The sequence below is a fragment of the Gammaproteobacteria bacterium genome, assembly GCA_016195665.1.
Lineage (GTDB): Bacteria > Pseudomonadota > Gammaproteobacteria > SURF-13 > SURF-13 > JACPZD01.
This window is the reverse complement of sequence record JACPZD010000004.1, coordinates 19,086-36,047: the sequence shown is the minus strand read 5'-3', so window position 1 is coordinate 36,047 and position 16,962 is coordinate 19,086. Positions and strand designations below refer to the sequence as shown.

Sequence of the window (16,962 nt, the reverse complement as noted above, 5' to 3'; positions counted from 1 at the left end):
GCTCCTTGCTCTCCCACGGGCTTGGTGTCCCTAGGGCTGATCGAGCTGCCGGGCCGGGCTGAATTAACCATCAACCAACTCATTCATGTCCAGCAAAACGAAACATACAAGGGCTAGGGTGAGGGGTTTATCACCGGGCCCGGAACGAGATGCGGCCCTTGGTAAGATCGTAAGGGGTAAGCTGCACGGTGACCTTGTCGCCGGTCAGGATGCGGATGTAATGTTTGCGCATCTTCCCTGAGATGTGCGCGGTGACGATATGGCCGTTTTCGAGCCGGACTCGAAACATGGTGTTAGGCAGTGTCTCGATGACCGTGCCTTCCATTTCAATATGTTCTTCTTTTGCCATCAGTGTTTGCGCCCAACAATATAATTGACCATTATACCATCAGGGCGTCAATTTTCCTCACTACGCGACCAATGTCCGTGACGGTATGTCTCCAGCGGGCGGTACTCATCTTTGTAGCTCATCTTGCGGCACTCTTTGATCCAGTAGCCGAGACACAGCCACGGCAACCCTAGCCGCCGGGCCTCGTGGATCTGCCAGAGGATGGAGTAACGGCCGAGGCTGCGCGCCGGCTGATCGGGATCGTAAAAGGTGTATACGGCCGACAAGCCTTGTTCGAGACGGTCGGTCACCGCCACGGCCAGCAACCGGTCGCCGCTGCGGAACTCGTAGAGCAGGGTATCCAGCCCAGGGCAGAGCAGGAAGCTTTGATACTGTTCAGGGGCGGTGCCGTCCATCCCGCCGCCGGGGTGGCGGCTTGCCAGATAGCGCTGATAGAGTTGGAAATGGTCTTCCCGATAGTGCCCGTCCACGGTCCGTACCGTGAGATCCTGATTGCGCCGCCAGGTGCGGAGTTGATTGCGCTTGGGTTGGAATTCAGCGACGGGGATGCGCACCGGAATACAGGCCTCGCAGCCCTGACAGTGCGGGCGGTACAGATACTCGCCGCTGCGCCGGAAGCCGTGATCTATCAACCGGCTGTACAGGGCGGTGCTGACCGGCTGATAAGGATCGGCATAGAGTGTCCCGGCTATCCGTCCGGGAAGATAATTGCAGGGGTGCGGCCCGGCGAGATAAAAATCCAGGGCATGGATATCGGGCTGCGCCGCAGTGCCGGAGACTTGTGGAGATCGAGATTCAGTCATGCTCTTTTGACATACAGGGAAGAGCGATAGCGAAGAGTTCTACTAATGTCGCGGGAGGATCGCTCCCGGCATCCTGCCTCCCGCGACATTAGTACATCTTTGTACGTCACAGGACGCCGGGAGCGACCGGAAAGCGCCAAGGGGCGTCTCGGCCGGGCTGTTCTGCCCACTGCTCCAAAAAACAGGTAAATATCTCGCGGGGGATGGTCTCCGCCCCGAGGCTCGCCAGGTGCTCGGTGTAGATTTGGCAGTCTATCAGACCGTATCCCCACGCTGCCAACTGCCGGGCGAGGGAAACCAGCGCGACCTTGGAGGCGTCCGGGCTGCGGCTGAACATGGATTCGCCGAAGAACACTCGCCCCAGCGCAACGCCGTAAAGTCCGCCCACCAGCCGGCCATCGCGCCAGGTCTCTATGGAATGTGCGAACCCTCTTTTGTGCAGATCGGTATAGGCCTCTATCATGGCGCGCGTGATCCAGGTCCCCGGGACGCCGTTGCGCGGTTCGGCGCAGCCCTCCATCACGCTGCGGAAGGCCTGATCCATCGTAACCCGGTAGCGGCCCTGCTTGAGAGTTCTATGCAGACTGCGCGAAATCTTCACGCGCGACGGGAACAATACGGCACGCGGATCGGGCGACCACCATAGAATGGGTTGCCCCTCGTTGTACCACGGAAAAATCCCTTTCCGGTAGGCTGCCAGCAGGCGTTCGGGGCTCAAATCGCCACCCAACGCCAACAGCCCATCGGGCTCGCGCAAGGCCAGATTCACGTCAGGGAATTTCTGGTCCTCTGCGCTGAGCCAACAGGGGATATTCACCCGTTCATCCATAACAGCGTTCATGTGGGGCATTGCCTGTAAGGAGTGTGTTCGCCGAGTTCGTTCATATAATACGCCATGTTGTCCTGCTCGTGGCTGAGGAACTCCTCGACGGCCTGGCTGAAGGCGGGGTGACTCAGCCAATGCGCCGACCATGTGGGCGTGGGCAGAAAGCCGCGACTGAGCTTGTGTTCGCCCTGTGCGCCGGCCTCGAAGCGCTGAAGGCCCAGCGCGATACAATGCTCGATGGCGGCGTAATAACAGACCTCGAAGTGCAGGCTGTGAAATTCCTCGCAGCAACCCCAGTGCCGCCCGTACAGGGTGTCAGTCCCGCGCAGGTTAAAGGCCCCCGCGACGTAGCGGCCTTGATGTTTAGCCAGCACCAGCACGACGTTATCGGCCATCGTCCGCCCGATCTCCTGGAAAAATCCGAGACTTAAAGATGCGATCCCGCCGCGCTTCAGAAAGGTCGAGCTATAAAAGCGGTGGAAGATCTCCCACTGTTCGGCGGAGATTTGCCGGCCGTTCAACACCTCGATTTCTATGCCCGCCTCACGCACGAAGCGCCGCTCGCGTTTGATCTTTTTGCGTTTTTCAGCGGTCAACTGCGCAAGGAAGTCATCGAAATCGCGATAACTCTGATTGTGCCAATGGAACTGACAACCGGTTCTGCGCATCAGGCCGTGGGCTTCGAGGCGCCGGGTGTCTTGTTCGGTGGTAAACAACCAATGCAGTGAAGAGACCTTGAGCCGTTGTGCATGCTCGAGCGCGCCTGCAATAAGCGCGTCTGCAATCTGCGGTGTATCTTCGGCGAGCAACAGCCGCGCGCCGGTGGCGGGGGTGTAAGGCACGGCCACCACCAGCTTGGGGTAGTAGCGCAACCCGCTGCGCCGGTAGGCGTCGGCCCAGGCCCAGTCGAAGACAAATTCGCCGTAAGAGTTATCCTTGAGATACATCGGCGCCGCGCCGACCAGCCGGTCTTGCTCAAAAGCGGCGAGGTATTGCGGAATCCAGCCCGCCGCCGCACCCACGCAACGGTGGCGCTCCAGGGCGGCGAGAAATTCGTGGCGCAGGAACGGGTTGGCATCTCCCGCCAGTCTGTTCCAGTCAGCGGCCGGGATGTCATCGAGACTGCTGAGGACGGATAGGTGCATTGCTGTTTTCCAAACTTGCAAAGAACGTGAACAAAGCTTTATGCTGGTTACGTCTCAACTAACGGTGTATGTGGGAGCTATCGTTGTTCAGTACCCGATTTGGCGAAGAAATAGTAATTACTGCGCACGCCGAAGCCAGATTGGGGGGCCGCGATCTCAGTCAAGATCAGCTATTCGACATCATTGAACACAGAACAATACACAAAAAAGATGAGAAGCGCATGTGGATTTCCATGGAAATCGCAGATCGTGGAGATAATCTGATCTGCGCGGCCATAGTAGTGGAAGATAGATTAGTGGTAAAGACGGTTATGGTTAACTGGGAATTAATGGAGTGAGTCATGGACATTAGCTACGATGAAAAAGACGACATTCTTTTTATTAAATTCAGCAACGAGAAAATCATTAAAGACATCTCTTATGGCTGGAACGTAAATGTGGGCATGACTGAAACGGGAATCGGCGAGATAACAGTGCTCGATGCCAAGGCGGCTCATCTATTGCCGATTCATATCCCCCCCGGCCTTGCTGCTTGATCCCTTATTTATCGGCCGCCGGGAAATTCCAGACCTTCCCCTCCGCGGGCCACACGCCGCGCTCAATCACCTTGCTATTCTCAAACACGAGATAACTCTCCTTCCCGTAATGCGGAAGCGGGCGGATGAGCGCCTGCAGCGCCTCGGTGTTCGCCGCGGAGACTACCACGACGATCTTGCCGTTCTTCTGCCTGGCGGCCCAAACGCGGGCGCTGCCTTTGGTCGCTCCCGGCGTCCTGCCTCCCGCGACATTAGTAGAACCCTTCGCTGTCGCTCTTCCCTGTACGTCACCGGCAAGCTGTTGCGGAACGGCGGGCAGATGATGTTTTTGCAGGAAGGCGGCGGTCTCGTCATGTGTTCCAATCACCAGCAGCTGACCTGAGGGCAGAGCGGTACTGTCATCCGTAATGCGAGGGGTGTTATCGAGTAATTTTCCCGCCAGCTCTGCCGCGGTTTTGTGTAGCGCGGCATCACGTCCGGCCACCACTGTGATTGTCGCAGGATCGGTCATCACCTGACGCAGCAGCGGCGGCATCTCGGCGTCGGTGATGCGCCGGAACAGTCTAAGGTCGGGATCTATGCTGAGTGTCAGCGGTTGGGCGTCCAGCTCCAGGGTATAAGGCTGTTCGGTTTCGTTTAGCTCCACCAAGCGTTCGACAGTGCCGGTCTGAGTCTTGAGGGTGACGGGTACTCGTAGCGCGTAGGCCGGTGCGGATTGGGTTAAGGTAAAAGAGGCGAGGTAGGCGCCACCCGGTTTGGGTTCGGCCTTGAGATAAACGGCGTTCAGTTGCGGGGCGCCCGCGCGGACGATCCACTGTTCAAAAAAAATATCCAGATTTTCCCCCGAACTCGTCTCGAAGGCCCGCTGCAAATCTTTCCAGCTCGCGGTTTGAAACTGTTTTTCCTTCCAGAAATTGCGCAGCGCCCGGTCGAAGGCCGGCTTGCCTATCCGGTCGCGCAGCATCAAAAAAATATACGCCGATTTGTGATAGCCGACGATCTCCGAGGTGTTGTGGCTGCGGAATGCGAATCGGCTCAAGGGTTGATCCTGCCCCGGCGGGATCGCGGCGAAGTCGCGCAGCCACTGGAGCCGCATCGCGCGTGCGTCATCGGGGCCTTCCTGTTCCTTGTAAGCGTAGTCGGCCATGAAGGTGGTGAGACCCTCGGCCCAGTTGCCGTGAATGAGATCAATGTACACGCCGTTGCCCCACCAGTTGTGCAAAATCTCGTGGCCGAGCGAGGTGGTGCGGATGAAGGGCAGACGCAAGACGCTGATACCGAGATAGGTGAGCGTGGGCATACCGAAACCGGTGGGCAAGGGGCTGGAGACGATGCTGAATTCGCTAAACGGGTAAGGGCCTATCGTTTTTTTATAGCGATCGAGGTACGCGCTGATCGAGTTAAGATAATCGTCCGCTAGCGCTGCGATTTCAGGATGGAAGTAGGTGCGCAGGCGCAGGCCGTCGTGCATGATCTCCTTGATCTGGTAGGGGCCGGCCAGCAGATCTATTCCTTCCGCCGGTTGTTTGAATTCAAATCGGGCCTGGTATCGCCCCTGCTGAAGGTCTTCCTTGACGAGCCGGCCGGGGACCAGACCGCGCTGTTCGGCGGGGAGATCGAGGGACACGCTATAGGTAAACGCATCGGTGTCAAAGCGGGGATACCACGAAGGCTGATAGCCGGAGGCGGGGAGATAGCTGCCCTGAGTATCCGCCATGGCGGGGATGAAACCCAGCACCTCGCGGTGATCGAGGCGGGTGTCGAGGGGCTGCAATTGGCCGTGGTAACTGAGCCAGAGGGTGTGATGGGAGGCAGGGCCATCAAGTTCAAGCCGCCAGGTGGATATGCCCTTGGATTCTTCACTCGGCTTTACCGGCAGGTCCTTGCCATCCAAGCTCAGCCGTGTAACCGTGAACTGCCCACCCAACGCAAAGCTGATCGTGCCTTGTGCGTTAAGGGTGACCACATCCTCCGCCGCAAGCTGTTGGCTGGCCGGTTCGAGACGCACCTTGAGGTCGTGATGCAGCCCGGTGATCCGTGGATCGCCGCCCTGGATACCTTCCTGTATGGCACAGGCCGAGAGGCTGATTAAGCAAAGAATAACCAGAAGGGCCGAATTCATTCGGCCTGTTATGCTACGGCGATGCGGGGAATTTAGCGACGATGTCAAACTCATGCCCCTCGCGGCTCAGTGTGATGGGCAGCCAGGTTCCCGGCGCCTGGCTCTGCACGATGGCGCTGACGTCGGTCGCCGCTTTGATCTTGACGCCCGCCATCTCGATGAGCACGTCACCGGCAATGATGCCGGCGTCGTCGCCCACGCCACCTTCCATCACCTTGGACACGCGCACCTTTCCTTCAGCGCCATCCAGGATAATTCCCAGGCGCGGCTTGCCGGTTTTGATAGTCTCGGCAGGGGCCGCTATACCGAACACGGCGTCGGCGATGCCCGGTTTCAGATCCTTACAGTCACGTTCCTGATCCCAGGCCAGCAGCACGGCGCTGTCGGCCACGCCGAGGTCTTCCAGTTGATAGGGCACGCCGTAGCGGTGCATGACGTGGCCCGCGCCCATGATGCCGATGACGAGTGCACTATCCGTTTTCTTCACGGCTTGAGCGATCGCCTCCGCCATGGCCCTATCCCACACCTGCTGGCCCTGCACAAAGCGCAGGAAATCGGGGTCATCGAGCGCGACCGGTTTAGCATCCCTGGGTGTGTCCCCATGCCCTGTATCAGGCCGGCGGTGCTTTTGATAGACCCCTAATAGTTCTTCGAGATAGGCCGGCTGCGCAGGGGCGGGCTTGGACACCCCTTGGCGTCCACTTTCCGGCACCGCGTCCCAGCCTAGTTCGCGCACCTTCGTGGTCAGACCCCGATCCACGTTGAGCGCCAGCATGGGAATCCGGTTCATGCGCGCGAAGTGAAACAACGGCATATAGAGCGACGGATCATAATTCCACACCTTATGCCACTCGCTTTGCTTCAGGAACTCGGCCTCACTAAGCTTCCCCTCCACCCAGCGGTCAAGCACGTCTTGCGCGCGGCGCGGGAACATCTCAAAGCCCAACACCATGTCCGGCCGTCTGGCATAAAGTGCAGCGAGGGTTTGCAATTGCCAACGGTGGTGTTCAAAGCTGTCATGCACCTCACCCAGTAATACTACCCGCCGTTGCGCAAGGCGCGTCATCAAATCCGGACTGTCCAATGGAGTGGCCCGCTCATTTCCGGGAGTCACCCAGCGCGCGACGGGGACACACGTGTCAGCGCCGAAGCTCGTCAAAGGCAGGCTCAGAGTCAGGAAAAATGACAGGGTGTAACGCAACGATGGCAATGAGGGCATGGGTAGGGGTGTAAAAAGGGAATGAATTCGCGGTAGTATAGCAAAGAGTGTTAAATTTACTCCCCGCGGTCTGCATACTAAGAACATGGTCATACATCCAGTCATCCTCTCCGGCGGTTCCGGCAGCCGGTTGTGGCCGCTCTCCCGCGAGCATTATCCCAAACAACTGCTGGCCTTGGTCGGCGAACGCACCTTGCTGCAAGAGACCGTTTGTCATTTAGAAGGAGTCAAGGAGGCCGCCGAGCCGATCGTGGTCTGTAACGAAGAACACCGCTTTCTGGTGGCGGAACAGATCCGCCAGTTGGGCGGCAAGCCCTCGAATATTATTCTCGAACCCGCAGGACGCAACACCGCGCCGGCGCTCACTCTGGCGGCGCTCGCCATCACCCAGGGCGGGGTCGCTCCCGGCATCCTGCCTCCCGCGACATTAGTACTTCCGTGTACGTCACAAGACGGCGTCATGCTTGTCATGCCCTCCGATCATGTCATCCAGGACCGCGCCGCGTTTGTGACGGCGGTGCGGCAAGGCGCAGAACTGGCCGCGCAAGGCGCGCTGGTCACCTTTGGCATCGTCCCCACCTCGCCGCAGACCGGCTATGGTTACATCAAGCAGGGCGAACCGCTCTCCGAGAATAACGCCTACCGGGTGGCGGCCTTCGTGGAAAAGCCCGACTTCAACACTGCGGAAAGCTATCTCGCCGACGGACGTTATTATTGGAATAGCGGCATTTTTATGATGCGTGCGGAGACCTGGCTGAATGAACTTGATGAACACCGTCCCGACATTGCAGCCGCCTGCCGTGCGGCCTGCGCGCAGGGCAAAAAAGACGGCGATTTTTATCGTCCGGATGCCGCCTTGTTCAGCGCCTGCCCCAGCGACTCGATTGATTACGCGGTCATGGAAAAGACCGCTCATGCGGTGGTCATCCCGCTCAATGCAGGCTGGTCCGACATCGGCGCCTGGCCGGCCTTGTGGGAGGTGTGCCCGCAGGACGCGCAGGGCAACGTGATTCGCGGCGACGTATCCACGCATGCCACCCAAAACGCCTTGTTGATCGCGCAGCACCGCTTTTTGGCAGTGGTCGGTATAGAAGATATTATTGTGGTGGAAACGGCCGATGCCGTGCTGGTGGTCCACAAAGATCATGCCCAGCATGTCAAAGAGATCGTCGCCAAACTCAAGACCGAACAACGCGAAGAATACAAGACGCATCGCAAGGTACACCGCCCGTGGGGTACCTACGAGGGCGTGGATGCGGGTCCGCGCTTCCAGGTGAAGCGCATCTGTGTGCGTCCCGGCGCGGCGCTGTCATTGCAGATGCATCATCACCGGGCGGAACACTGGATCGTCGTCAAGGGCACGGCCAAGGTGACGCGCGGCGAAGAAGTCTTTCTGCTCAGCGAAAATCAGTCCACCTACATCCCGATCGGCGTGCGGCACCGCCTGGAGAATCCGGGCGCCCTGGTGCTCGAAATGATTGAGGTGCAGTCGGGCAGTTACCTCGGCGAAGACGATATCGTACGTTTCGCGGACAACTACAACAGGGAGTAATCACGCACTATGGATACACTATTAGTCACCGGCGGCGCGGGCTTCATCGGCTCTAATTTCGTCCTCGACTGGATAGCAAAAACCGGCGGCACGGTCGTCAATCTCGACAAGCTGACCTATGCCGGCAATCTCAATAATCTCATGTCTCTTAAGAATGACGCGCGGCACATCTTTGTCCACGGCGACATCGCCGGCCGTCCCCTGGTGCGGCAACTCCTGGCGCAGCATCGCCCCACCGCGATTGTGAACTTTGCCGCCGAGAGTCACGTGGACCGCTCCATACACGCCCCCGGCGAATTCATCCAGGCCAACGTCGTCGGGGTCTACGCATTACTCGAAGAGGCGCGCGCCTACTGGCATGGACTGGACAGCACGGCGCAAAACGCCTTCCGGTTTTTGCACGTCTCCACCGATGAAGTCTACGGCGCCCTCGGCCCAAACGATCCCGCCTTCAGCGAACAAACCGCCTACGCGCCGAACAGCCCCTATGCCGCCTCCAAGGCTGCCGCCGACCATCTGGTGCGCGCCTATCACCACACTTACGGTTTACCCACCCTCACCACCAACTGCTCGAATAACTATGGGCCTTATCAATATCCCGAAAAGCTCATCCCGCTGATGATCTGCAACGCCCTGCAAGGCAAGCCCCTGCCCGTGTATGGCGACGGCAAACAGATCCGTGATTGGCTCTACGTGGGCGATCATTGTGCGGCGATCCGCACCGTGCTCGCCAAGGGCAAGATAGGGGAAACCTACAACATCGGCGGCTGGAGCGAAAAAACCAATATGGAGGTCATTCAAGTCCTCTGCACTTTACTGGACGAACTCGTCCCCGGCTCAGCCTATCGCCCGCACACCTCGCTCATCAAACACGTCACCGACCGCCCCGGCCACGACCGCCGCTACGCGATAGACGCCCGCAAGATCGAACGCGAGCTCGGCTGGCGGCCGGAGGCCAGTTTCGCTGACGGCCTGCGCCAAACGGTGCAATTGTATCTCGACCATCAGGACTGGGTAGGGCAGGTGAACAATGGAGCCTATAGGGAATGGATGGCGCAACAATATGGTAAGGGGTGAGGCGTGAGGGGTGAGGCGTGAGGAGGAAGCATCATGAATTGCTGGCGTGGCAGGAGGCAATAGCTCTCGTTAAAGAGGTGTACCGGGCAACGACTGACTTCCCGCGCGAAGAAGCCTACGGGTTGACAAATCAGATTCGCAGAGCGGCTATTTCTGTACCAAGCAATATAGCCGAGGGGGCGGCCAGAACAGGTGACAAGGAATTTCTCCAGTTCCTTTCTATTGCCAGAGGGTCGCTGAGCGAACTGGAAACGCAGGTTATTATTGCAAATGAATTAGGATACCTTGGTCAGAGCCACCAACTGATGGCAAGGATTGATAAAATCTTTGGACTCGTTGGTGGCCTAATGACGTCCTTAAGAAAGCGGAAAACTAAATGACCCCTAGCTCCTCACCCCTCACGCCTCACCCCTCACGGTGTAAAGGTATCATTCTCGCCGGCGGCAGCGGCACGCGGCTCTATCCCGTCACCTACGCAGTCTCCAAACAACTGCTCCCCATCTATGACAAGCCGATGGTGTACTACCCGCTCACCACCCTCATGCTGGCGGGTATCCGCAACATTCTATTGATCTCGACCCCTCAAGATGTCCCACGCTTTGAACAATTGCTGGGCGATGGCAGCCAGTGGGGCTTGGACATCTCCTACGCCATCCAACCCGCGCCGGAAGGGTTGGCGCAGGCCTTTATTATCGGTAAAAAATTTATCGGCGACGCCCCCTGCGCCCTGGTACTGGGCGACAACATTTTTTACGGCCACGACTTTTCCCACACACTGCAAGCCGCCGCCGGAAAGACCTCCGGCGCCACCGTGTTCGCCTACCCCGTGCAGCAGCCCGAACACTACGGCGTGGTCGAATTCGACGGTAATGGAAAGGCCGTCAGCCTGGAGGAAAAACCCACCCAACCCAAATCGCGCTACGCCGTGACGGGTCTTTATTTCTACGACAACCGCGTGGTTGAGATCGCCCAATCCATAAAACCCTCGGCGCGCGGCGAACTGGAGATCACCGATGTCAACAAATGTTATCTTGATCGCGGTGAACTGGACGTCGAATTGATGGGCCGCGGCATGGCCTGGCTCGATACCGGCACGCACGATTCCTTATTGCAGGCCGCGCAATTCATCGAAACCATCGAAAAACGTCAAGGCCTCAAGATCGCTTGCCCGGAAGAAACCGCCTACCGTATGGGCTATATCACTGCGGCGCAGGTTGAAGGACTTGCACAGCCATTGAAGAAAAGCGAGTACGGCCAATACCTGCTGCGGGTACTCAATGAAAAGATATTTTAAGATCATTCATTCACCGCAGAGGCCGCAGAGGAAAATCCAAAGATAAATACGATTTACCGCAGAGGAATAAGATCAAAATGGTTTATTGCTCCTCCGCGTCCTCCGCAGTAAAACTTTTAGGAACGCTAATGAATGAAAATGAGATCGGTGAAGTGATATTGGGGGCGGCGATTAAGGTTAATTCAGCGTTGGGCCCCGGCTTATTAGAGAGCGCTTATGAAGCCTGTCTATTTCACGAAGTCAGCAAGCAAGGTTTGGACGTCAAACGTCAAGTTTTATTGCCGGTTTATTATGACGGCCTTAACCTGGATGCAGGTTACAGGCTAGATTTGGTGGTGGCTAATTGTGTGATAGTGGAGTTAAAGGCGGTGGAAAAACTGTTGCCTATTCATACCGCACAGCTTTTGAGCTATTTAAGACTTAGTGAGATGCGTTTGGGCTATCTATTGAACTTTAATGTTCTGCGTATGAAAGATGGCATCAAGCGTGTAGTAAACGGATTAAAGCTTTCCTCTGCGTCCTCCGCGGTGAAAGCAGGTGATTGAACAGTGAACGTCATTAAAACCGCCATCCCTGATGTACTGCTCCTCGAACCCAAGGTGTTCGGCGATGAGCGCGGTTTCTTTTTCGAAAGCTACAACAAAAAGGTCTTTGCGCAGCACACCGGCGTCACCGGAGAATTCGTACAGGACAATCACTCGCGCTCGTCCCGCAACGTATTGCGCGGTCTGCATTATCAGATCAAACAGCCGCAGGGAAAATTGCTGCGCGTGATCGCGGGGGAAATATATGATGTCGCCGTGGACCTCCGCAAACGCTCGCCGACCTTCGCGCGCTGGGTAGGCGTCAGTCTGTCGGCGCAAGACAAGCGCCAGCTCTGGATACCGCCCGGCTTTGCGCACGGCTTTCTCGTCACCTCCGAATCCGCCGAGGTGCTGTACAAAACCACCGATTACTACGCTCCCGAGTTTGAACGCACCCTGCGTTGGGATGATCCCGATCTCGCCATCGCCTGGCCGTTGCAGGCCGATCCCATCGTCTCGGCCAAAGACGCCGCAGGCATGTCCTTCAAGGCGGTTGAATTAGGGAATCTCTGATCTATTCACGCTGAACCGCCAAGACGCCAGGAACGCTAAGACTTTTCCTTACAATTCAAGCCTTTTCTTGGTGATCTTGGCGTCCAAAAGGCTTGCGCATGGTTGCGCGCCAATGGTTAATGTAGTAACGTACATACATTAACCGAGAATGCGAGGTGTCATCATGACGATCACAACCCTATCAAGCCGCGAGTTCAACCAGGACACCAGCAAGGCCAAGAAGGCGGCCAAGGATGGCCCGGTGTTCATCACGGATCGCGGCCGACCGGCGCATGTGCTGCTGACGTTCGATGAGTACAAGAAAATCAGTGGTGGGCGAACGAAGATCGCCGACTTGTTGGCGATGCCCGGCGTCGAGGACATTGAACTTGAAATCCCGCAATGGCGCGACCTCGCACAACCGGCGGACCTCTCCTGATGTACATCCTCGACACCAATGTCGTGTCTGAGTTGCGGAAAATCCGCCTTGGGAAAGCAGATAGTCACGTTGCAGATTGGGCCGACAGCATAGATGCCGCCGATTTGTATTTGTCAGCGATTACCGTCCAGGAATTGGAGATCGGTGTATTGCTGGCCGAACGCCGCGACCCAGCGCAGGGAGCCCTATTCCGGGCGTGGCTGAACGGCCACGTCTTGCCGGCCTTCACTGGTCGCATATTGGCCGTCGATACCGCTGTTGCTCAACGCAGCGCACGACTTCATGTGCCTGACCCGCGCCCTGTTCGCGACGCCCTCATCGCCGCAACGGCCCTGGTGCATGGGATGACGGTCGTGACGCGGAATGTGGCCGATTTCGAGCCGGCTGGCGTTTCAATTCTCAACCCTTGGGTCGCATGACAAATGGGCCGGAACTACATCGCTGAACGAACCTTACTCAGGAGTCACAAAGTAAGGCAACAATGCTTATGAGGTGACTCCTGAATAAATACCCTATTTTACTACCCCCACCCTGTCTTTTGCGCTATGCTTCCTGCGCCGCGCAAAAGTCCAGGGTGCACATCCTTGTGCACCCGTTCGGCAGCTTTGCTGCCTCACCCCCTGCACAGGGGGCGGGGACGCGATGGGAAGTGTAGTCTTACTTACTGACCTATGAGTAACATCCTCACAGCTTCGGCCATGCACGGCATCAAGCGCAGATCGGGAAGAAGCACGAACAGACAAAGCCGAGGCTCCGGGCATGACGCAATCGAAGCTGCCGAAGATGATGCGCGGCCAGTTCGCGGCGTGAAAGCGCCGCCCTGCAAAGTTCTGCTGCTCGGAAAATCCGGGCAAGTAGGGTGGGAACTGGAACGCTGTCTGGCTACCGTGTGCGAAGTGGTTGCGCTGGACCATCAGGGCATGGACCTCGCCAATCCCGACAGCATACGCAAAACGGTTCGAGAGATCCGCCCCTCACTCATCATCAACGCCGCCGCCTACACCGCGGTGGACAAGGCCGAAGCGGAAGCGGAGCTTGCCATGGCCATCAACGGCATCGCCCCCGGCATCCTGGCGGAGGAGGCCAAGCGCCTGGGCGCCGCGCTGATACACTATTCCACCGATTACGTCTTCGACGGCACAAAGCGCAGCCCGTATACCGAGGACGACGAACCTCACCCGTTAAATGTCTATGGCAAGACCAAGCTGGCAGGTGAGCTCGCCATCCAGGCTGTAGGCGCGCCATATCTCATACTGCGCACGAGCTGGGTATACGGCGCGCGCGGCAAGAATTTTCTGCTGACCATCCTGCGCCTGGCCCAGGAAAAAAAGGAATTACGGATCGTGGACGACCAAATCGGCGCGCCGACCTGGAGCCGCTTCATCGCCCAAGCCACCGCGCAAATTCTGGGACAAATACTTTACGCGCCAGATGGCAAAGCGGCGCCGCACTGGACCGACATTAGTAGAACCCTTCGCTGTCGCTCTTCCCCGTACGTCACCGGGGTCTACCATCTCAGTTGCGGCGGTGAAACCTCGTGGTACGGCTTTGCTCAGGCAGCAATGGAAAAATTGCGCCATACAAGTGCAGCAAACCGCCCCATGCCCCAGTTTAGTCCTATTCCCAGCGCCGGTTATGCTACCGCCGCGGCACGTCCTGCCTATTCGATCTTGTCCAATACTAAGCTTACAGACACCTTTGCTATTGCCTTACCTAATTGGGCACACGGCCTGGAGTTAGTTTTGCTTGATCTCAAATCCTGATAATTGTATGCTGGCGCAAATATTGCTTTGTATCAAGTCGAAATTGAAATTGTAGATAGATAAGTTTTGTTGCAAAAAAACAACATAAATAAAGTTTTGTGGTATTTAAAATAAAAATTATTCTAAAATGATACAAAAGGGCTTGACGATTCTTACGAATCACCCTACGCTTAGCCAAGCTTATGATAGGTAGATGCTTTGGAGCGGCCCTACTCAATGTCTACCGATAGACAGATGCATTGAGTGAATTAGGGCTTGCGAATTTAAGGAAAAGGAACTCCAAGGTTGAACCGCGTTAGAAAATATTTAGCAGGGCTGGTAGCTGTGCTCGGAGTGGTGGCTATAGCGGGCTACCTAGCATGGCAAAGCACGATTACAGATGAAGAGCGGGTCGGGGAACGCGCCGTTGAACGCTGGCATGCGCTCATGGCGGGTGATTTCAAAAAGGCTTATGGCTACCTTGGCCCCGGATACCGTAGCGCCACGCCGTATGCCGCCTACGAAGCAAAACTTAAGAGTGGTCTGGTAGAGTGGAAAAAAGCTGAACTCAAGTCCGTGAAGTGCCAGCCGGAGCTATGCACAGTAGAGCTAGGTTTGGATTACCGCCCGATGGTTAAGGGTTTTGAAGAGTATCAGATGAAAAACGGTGTAACAGAGAAGTGGGTAAAAGTGGATAGCCAATGGTGGTACATCCCCTGAGCCGAGTCGGGGCTGGCCATCCGTGAGTAAGCAGTTTATGACGAGGTGATGACAGTACGCCGTAAAATTAAGTATAAAAAAGACTTGCACTGGTCATGGTTTTTGTTGTAAAACATGCAGCACCCATAAAACAAGCTGCAACACAGCTTAGATAACTTAAGTACAACCCCAGCAAAAAGGAGTGTATAAATGAAGAAGAAATTGTTGACAACCGCAGTACTTGCCGCCATCGCGGGCACCGCGGGCGCGGTAAATGTGAATCCCGACGGGCTGGGGCAGGTTGCATTGATCCCCTACTATACCGTCCAGGGCGGTACCGACACTTATATCTATGTCACCAATACCACCGCCAATGGCAAGGTCGTGAAGGTGCGTATTCTGGAGGGCAAGAACAGCCGAGAGGTGTTGGACTTTAACGTCTACCTCTCCAGGAATGACATCTGGACCGCCGCAATTACCGCTGATGGCACCACCGGGGCCAAGATACTCACTAACGACAAGACATGCACAGTTCCTACGGTTACATCGGCAGGCGTCGCCTTCCGTAACTTCCAGTACACCGGCCCCACCGGCCCTACCAGTGGTTTCGACGGTGAAGACACCTCCTTGGCGCGTACCCGCGAGGGGCACATTGAAATCATCGAGATGGGTACCCTGAGCGACTCCCTCGATGCGTCGGGAACGGCGGTGGCCGGAAACCAAACTCCGTTCAAGCCGAATGCCTGGGCGACCCACACTAATGGCGTGCCATTTAGCTGCACCAATCTGATCAACGCTTGGGGTGCCACAGCCACATGGGGTGGAGGCGCTACTGCGACAAGCGTAGGCCTTAACTCAGGCGGTCTCTACTCGGGTGCCTTTTATATTAATGGCGCAGGCGGAACGGGCAACCAGGTTAACGCCACGATGCTGGACTCCTTCAATACGAATATTGTATTGCATAGCGGTCCTGGCGATTTGCTGCCCAACCTGACCAGCGCTGCGCCGCCTACCAGCGTTGTATTTAACAACGGTGCCGCTGTGAGTCAGAGCTGGGCGGCCGCTCCCATACCCTCAGCGGGCCTTAATGCGGTAACCGCAACCATGATGCACCCGGATGTCTTGAATGAGTACACGGTGGAAGCCGGCCTGGCTGCGTCTACGGACTGGGTTATCACTCATCCGACCAAGCAACTTTATGTCGTGCATCCTGGCGGGACTGGCTCTGTAGGTAACCCGTTGGTGGTAAGACAACCCTTCACCACCAACTTTGGTGCGGGTGGCTCGCGGCCGGGTACGAACAACCCGACTACCTTCCCGCCGACCACGGGCGGCGCCTGTGAGACGGTTTCGCTGACCATCTATGATCGTGAAGAGCGTACTCCGACATCACAACTGGACTTCTCGCCGCAGCCCGCTGGCGGTGTCAACTCCTTGTGCTGGGAAACCAATGTTATTACCTTCAATAACACCAACGCCCTGAAGTCTGACAAGCTGAAGCTCAATGTCAACGTCCCGACGGATTTTCCGGAGAAAAACGGCTGGATGAAGCTGACCTTCAACGATCCGTTGCATCGTATGTTTAGTGTCCAGGGCCCGCCTCCTTCTGGTGCGCGGTACAACGGGTTGCCTGTGATCGGCTTCGCTGTCGAGAACTTTGTTAACAATAATGTAACTGCGGGTGTGTTGGCTAACTATGGTGTGTCGTTTGACCATAGGTTTACTCGCAGCATCCAATAGTGATACGACAGTCACTAACCAGCTCCCTAGTGGGTTGATACAAATGCGGCTTATAGCAGCGGGGCTTAACGGCCCCGCTTTTTTTTACCTGCTTTTTGCTTTTGTTTACTCTGCATTCCCTGGTTAATTAAGCATGTGGGTCATGTTGCGAAGGTACGTGACAAAATGTCTAATCAGGGTACGACGGTTTATGCCAGCAAGTGACAAAAACTTGCCGCTGTATTTTGCCCGACTCTTTTCGGTATTTAGCAGTCAGGAAAAAAATCTTATTTTGATTAAAGAGTTAGATTAGATTTGTCTAGACTGTAAGAAAATTATTATTGACGTGCATGCTTATTGCATA

General features: G+C 56.5%; 18 protein-coding genes. 12 read left to right on the top strand and 6 right to left on the bottom strand.

The genetic code is table 11. The features are described from left to right. Nucleotides 1-130 precede the first annotated feature (130 nt). From infA to HY028_02320, 4 genes are all read right to left on the bottom strand, one after another. Nucleotides 131-349, bottom strand: coding sequence for a translation initiation factor IF-1 (infA, locus tag HY028_02335; protein MBI3343702.1), 219 nt, complete (start codon nucleotides 347-349; stop codon nucleotides 131-133). Between the two features lie 47 nt (nucleotides 350-396). Further along, nucleotides 397-1,152, bottom strand: a complete 756-nt coding sequence (locus HY028_02330) for an arginyltransferase (GenBank protein ID MBI3343701.1) — start codon at nucleotides 1,150-1,152, stop codon at nucleotides 397-399. 106 nt (nucleotides 1,153-1,258) lie between these two features. Continuing rightward, entirely contained in the window at nucleotides 1,259-1,981 is a 723-nt protein-coding gene (locus HY028_02325; GenBank protein MBI3343700.1) for a leucyl/phenylalanyl-tRNA--protein transferase, read from the bottom strand. Nucleotides 1,982-1,989: 8 nt separating this feature from the next. Further along, on the bottom strand, nucleotides 1,990-3,123 hold the full coding sequence (locus tag HY028_02320; protein MBI3343699.1) for an N-acetyltransferase: 1,134 nt from the start codon (nucleotides 3,121-3,123) through the stop codon (nucleotides 1,990-1,992). A gap of 341 nt (nucleotides 3,124-3,464) precedes the next feature. Between HY028_02320 and HY028_02315 the strand changes: the two genes are divergently transcribed. Then, nucleotides 3,465-3,659, top strand: a complete 195-nt coding sequence (locus HY028_02315) for a DUF2283 domain-containing protein (protein ID MBI3343698.1) — start codon at nucleotides 3,465-3,467, stop codon at nucleotides 3,657-3,659. Between the two features lie 4 nt (nucleotides 3,660-3,663). On the opposite strand, the gene HY028_02310 is transcribed toward HY028_02315, so the two are convergent. Next, nucleotides 3,664-5,781, bottom strand: coding sequence for a M1 family peptidase (locus HY028_02310; protein ID MBI3343697.1), 2,118 nt, complete (start codon nucleotides 5,779-5,781; stop codon nucleotides 3,664-3,666). 13 nt (nucleotides 5,782-5,794) lie between these two features. After that, nucleotides 5,795-7,000: a ChaN family lipoprotein gene (locus HY028_02305; protein ID MBI3343696.1), complete on the bottom strand. Its 1,206-nt coding sequence runs from the start codon at nucleotides 6,998-7,000 to the stop codon at nucleotides 5,795-5,797. Nucleotides 7,001-7,085: 85 nt separating this feature from the next. Between HY028_02305 and HY028_02300 the strand changes: the two genes are divergently transcribed. The 11 genes from HY028_02300 to HY028_02250 all read left to right on the top strand — a co-directional run bounded on the left by HY028_02300 (nucleotide 7,086) and on the right by HY028_02250 (nucleotide 16,619). Then, nucleotides 7,086-8,552 carry a mannose-1-phosphate guanylyltransferase/mannose-6-phosphate isomerase gene (locus HY028_02300; GenBank protein ID MBI3343695.1) on the top strand — a complete coding sequence of 489 codons (1,467 nt, stop codon included), beginning with the start codon at nucleotides 7,086-7,088 and terminating at the stop codon, nucleotides 8,550-8,552. A gap of 9 nt (nucleotides 8,553-8,561) precedes the next feature. Further along, on the top strand, nucleotides 8,562-9,629 hold the full coding sequence (rfbB, locus tag HY028_02295; GenBank protein ID MBI3343694.1) for a dTDP-glucose 4,6-dehydratase: 1,068 nt from the start codon (nucleotides 8,562-8,564) through the stop codon (nucleotides 9,627-9,629). Between the two features lie 17 nt (nucleotides 9,630-9,646). Continuing rightward, nucleotides 9,647-10,009, top strand: a complete 363-nt coding sequence (locus HY028_02290; GenBank protein MBI3343693.1) for a four helix bundle protein — start codon at nucleotides 9,647-9,649, stop codon at nucleotides 10,007-10,009. After that, nucleotides 10,006-10,923, top strand: a complete 918-nt coding sequence (gene rfbA, locus HY028_02285; protein ID MBI3343692.1) for a glucose-1-phosphate thymidylyltransferase RfbA — start codon at nucleotides 10,006-10,008, stop codon at nucleotides 10,921-10,923. Before HY028_02290 ends, rfbA begins: the two co-directional genes overlap by 4 nt. 128 nt (nucleotides 10,924-11,051) lie before the next feature. Next, nucleotides 11,052-11,468: a GxxExxY protein gene (locus HY028_02280; protein MBI3343691.1), complete on the top strand. Its 417-nt coding sequence runs from the start codon at nucleotides 11,052-11,054 to the stop codon at nucleotides 11,466-11,468. A gap of 3 nt (nucleotides 11,469-11,471) precedes the next feature. Next, nucleotides 11,472-12,020: a dTDP-4-dehydrorhamnose 3,5-epimerase gene (rfbC, locus tag HY028_02275; GenBank protein ID MBI3343690.1), complete on the top strand. Its 549-nt coding sequence runs from the start codon at nucleotides 11,472-11,474 to the stop codon at nucleotides 12,018-12,020. A gap of 163 nt (nucleotides 12,021-12,183) precedes the next feature. After that, nucleotides 12,184-12,438, top strand: coding sequence for a type II toxin-antitoxin system Phd/YefM family antitoxin (locus HY028_02270; protein ID MBI3343689.1), 255 nt, complete (start codon nucleotides 12,184-12,186; stop codon nucleotides 12,436-12,438). Beyond that, nucleotides 12,438-12,857, top strand: coding sequence for a type II toxin-antitoxin system VapC family toxin (locus HY028_02265; GenBank protein MBI3343688.1), 420 nt, complete (start codon nucleotides 12,438-12,440; stop codon nucleotides 12,855-12,857). Before HY028_02270 ends, HY028_02265 begins: the two co-directional genes overlap by 1 nt. 279 nt (nucleotides 12,858-13,136) lie before the next feature. Further along, nucleotides 13,137-14,201: a dTDP-4-dehydrorhamnose reductase gene (gene rfbD, locus HY028_02260; GenBank protein MBI3343687.1), complete on the top strand. Its 1,065-nt coding sequence runs from the start codon at nucleotides 13,137-13,139 to the stop codon at nucleotides 14,199-14,201. 285 nt (nucleotides 14,202-14,486) lie between these two features. Further along, nucleotides 14,487-14,900 (top strand): hypothetical protein, encoded by a 414-nt coding sequence (locus HY028_02255; GenBank protein ID MBI3343686.1) that lies wholly within the window; start codon nucleotides 14,487-14,489, stop codon nucleotides 14,898-14,900. A gap of 189 nt (nucleotides 14,901-15,089) precedes the next feature. Then, nucleotides 15,090-16,619, top strand: a complete 1,530-nt coding sequence (locus HY028_02250; GenBank protein ID MBI3343685.1) for a hypothetical protein — start codon at nucleotides 15,090-15,092, stop codon at nucleotides 16,617-16,619. Nucleotides 16,620-16,962: the final 343 nt, after the last annotated feature.

Bases quoted from the DNA above. Each gene is read 5' to 3' on its own strand.
- infA (MBI3343702.1), bottom strand. From the start codon at position 349: ATGGCAAAAGAAGAACATATTGAAATGGAAGGCACGGTCATCGAGACA.
- HY028_02330 (MBI3343701.1), bottom strand. From the start codon at position 1,152: ATGACTGAATCTCGATCTCCACAAGTCTCCGGCACTGCGGCGCAGCCC.
- HY028_02325 (MBI3343700.1), bottom strand. From the start codon at position 1,981: ATGGATGAACGGGTGAATATCCCCTGTTGGCTCAGCGCAGAGGACCAG.
- HY028_02320 (MBI3343699.1), bottom strand. From the start codon at position 3,123: ATGCACCTATCCGTCCTCAGCAGTCTCGATGACATCCCGGCCGCTGAC.
- HY028_02315 (MBI3343698.1), top strand. From the start codon at position 3,465: ATGGACATTAGCTACGATGAAAAAGACGACATTCTTTTTATTAAATTC.
- HY028_02310 (MBI3343697.1), bottom strand. From the start codon at position 5,781: ATGAATTCGGCCCTTCTGGTTATTCTTTGCTTAATCAGCCTCTCGGCC.
- HY028_02305 (MBI3343696.1), bottom strand. From the start codon at position 7,000: ATGCCCTCATTGCCATCGTTGCGTTACACCCTGTCATTTTTCCTGACT.
- HY028_02300 (MBI3343695.1), top strand. From the start codon at position 7,086: ATGGTCATACATCCAGTCATCCTCTCCGGCGGTTCCGGCAGCCGGTTG.
- rfbB (MBI3343694.1), top strand. From the start codon at position 8,562: ATGGATACACTATTAGTCACCGGCGGCGCGGGCTTCATCGGCTCTAAT.
- rfbA (MBI3343692.1), top strand. From the start codon at position 10,006: ATGACCCCTAGCTCCTCACCCCTCACGCCTCACCCCTCACGGTGTAAA.
- HY028_02280 (MBI3343691.1), top strand. From the start codon at position 11,052: ATGAATGAAAATGAGATCGGTGAAGTGATATTGGGGGCGGCGATTAAG.
- HY028_02270 (MBI3343689.1), top strand. From the start codon at position 12,184: ATGACGATCACAACCCTATCAAGCCGCGAGTTCAACCAGGACACCAGC.
- HY028_02265 (MBI3343688.1), top strand. From the start codon at position 12,438: ATGTACATCCTCGACACCAATGTCGTGTCTGAGTTGCGGAAAATCCGC.
- rfbD (MBI3343687.1), top strand. From the start codon at position 13,137: ATGCACGGCATCAAGCGCAGATCGGGAAGAAGCACGAACAGACAAAGC.
- HY028_02250 (MBI3343685.1), top strand. From the start codon at position 15,090: ATGAAGAAGAAATTGTTGACAACCGCAGTACTTGCCGCCATCGCGGGC.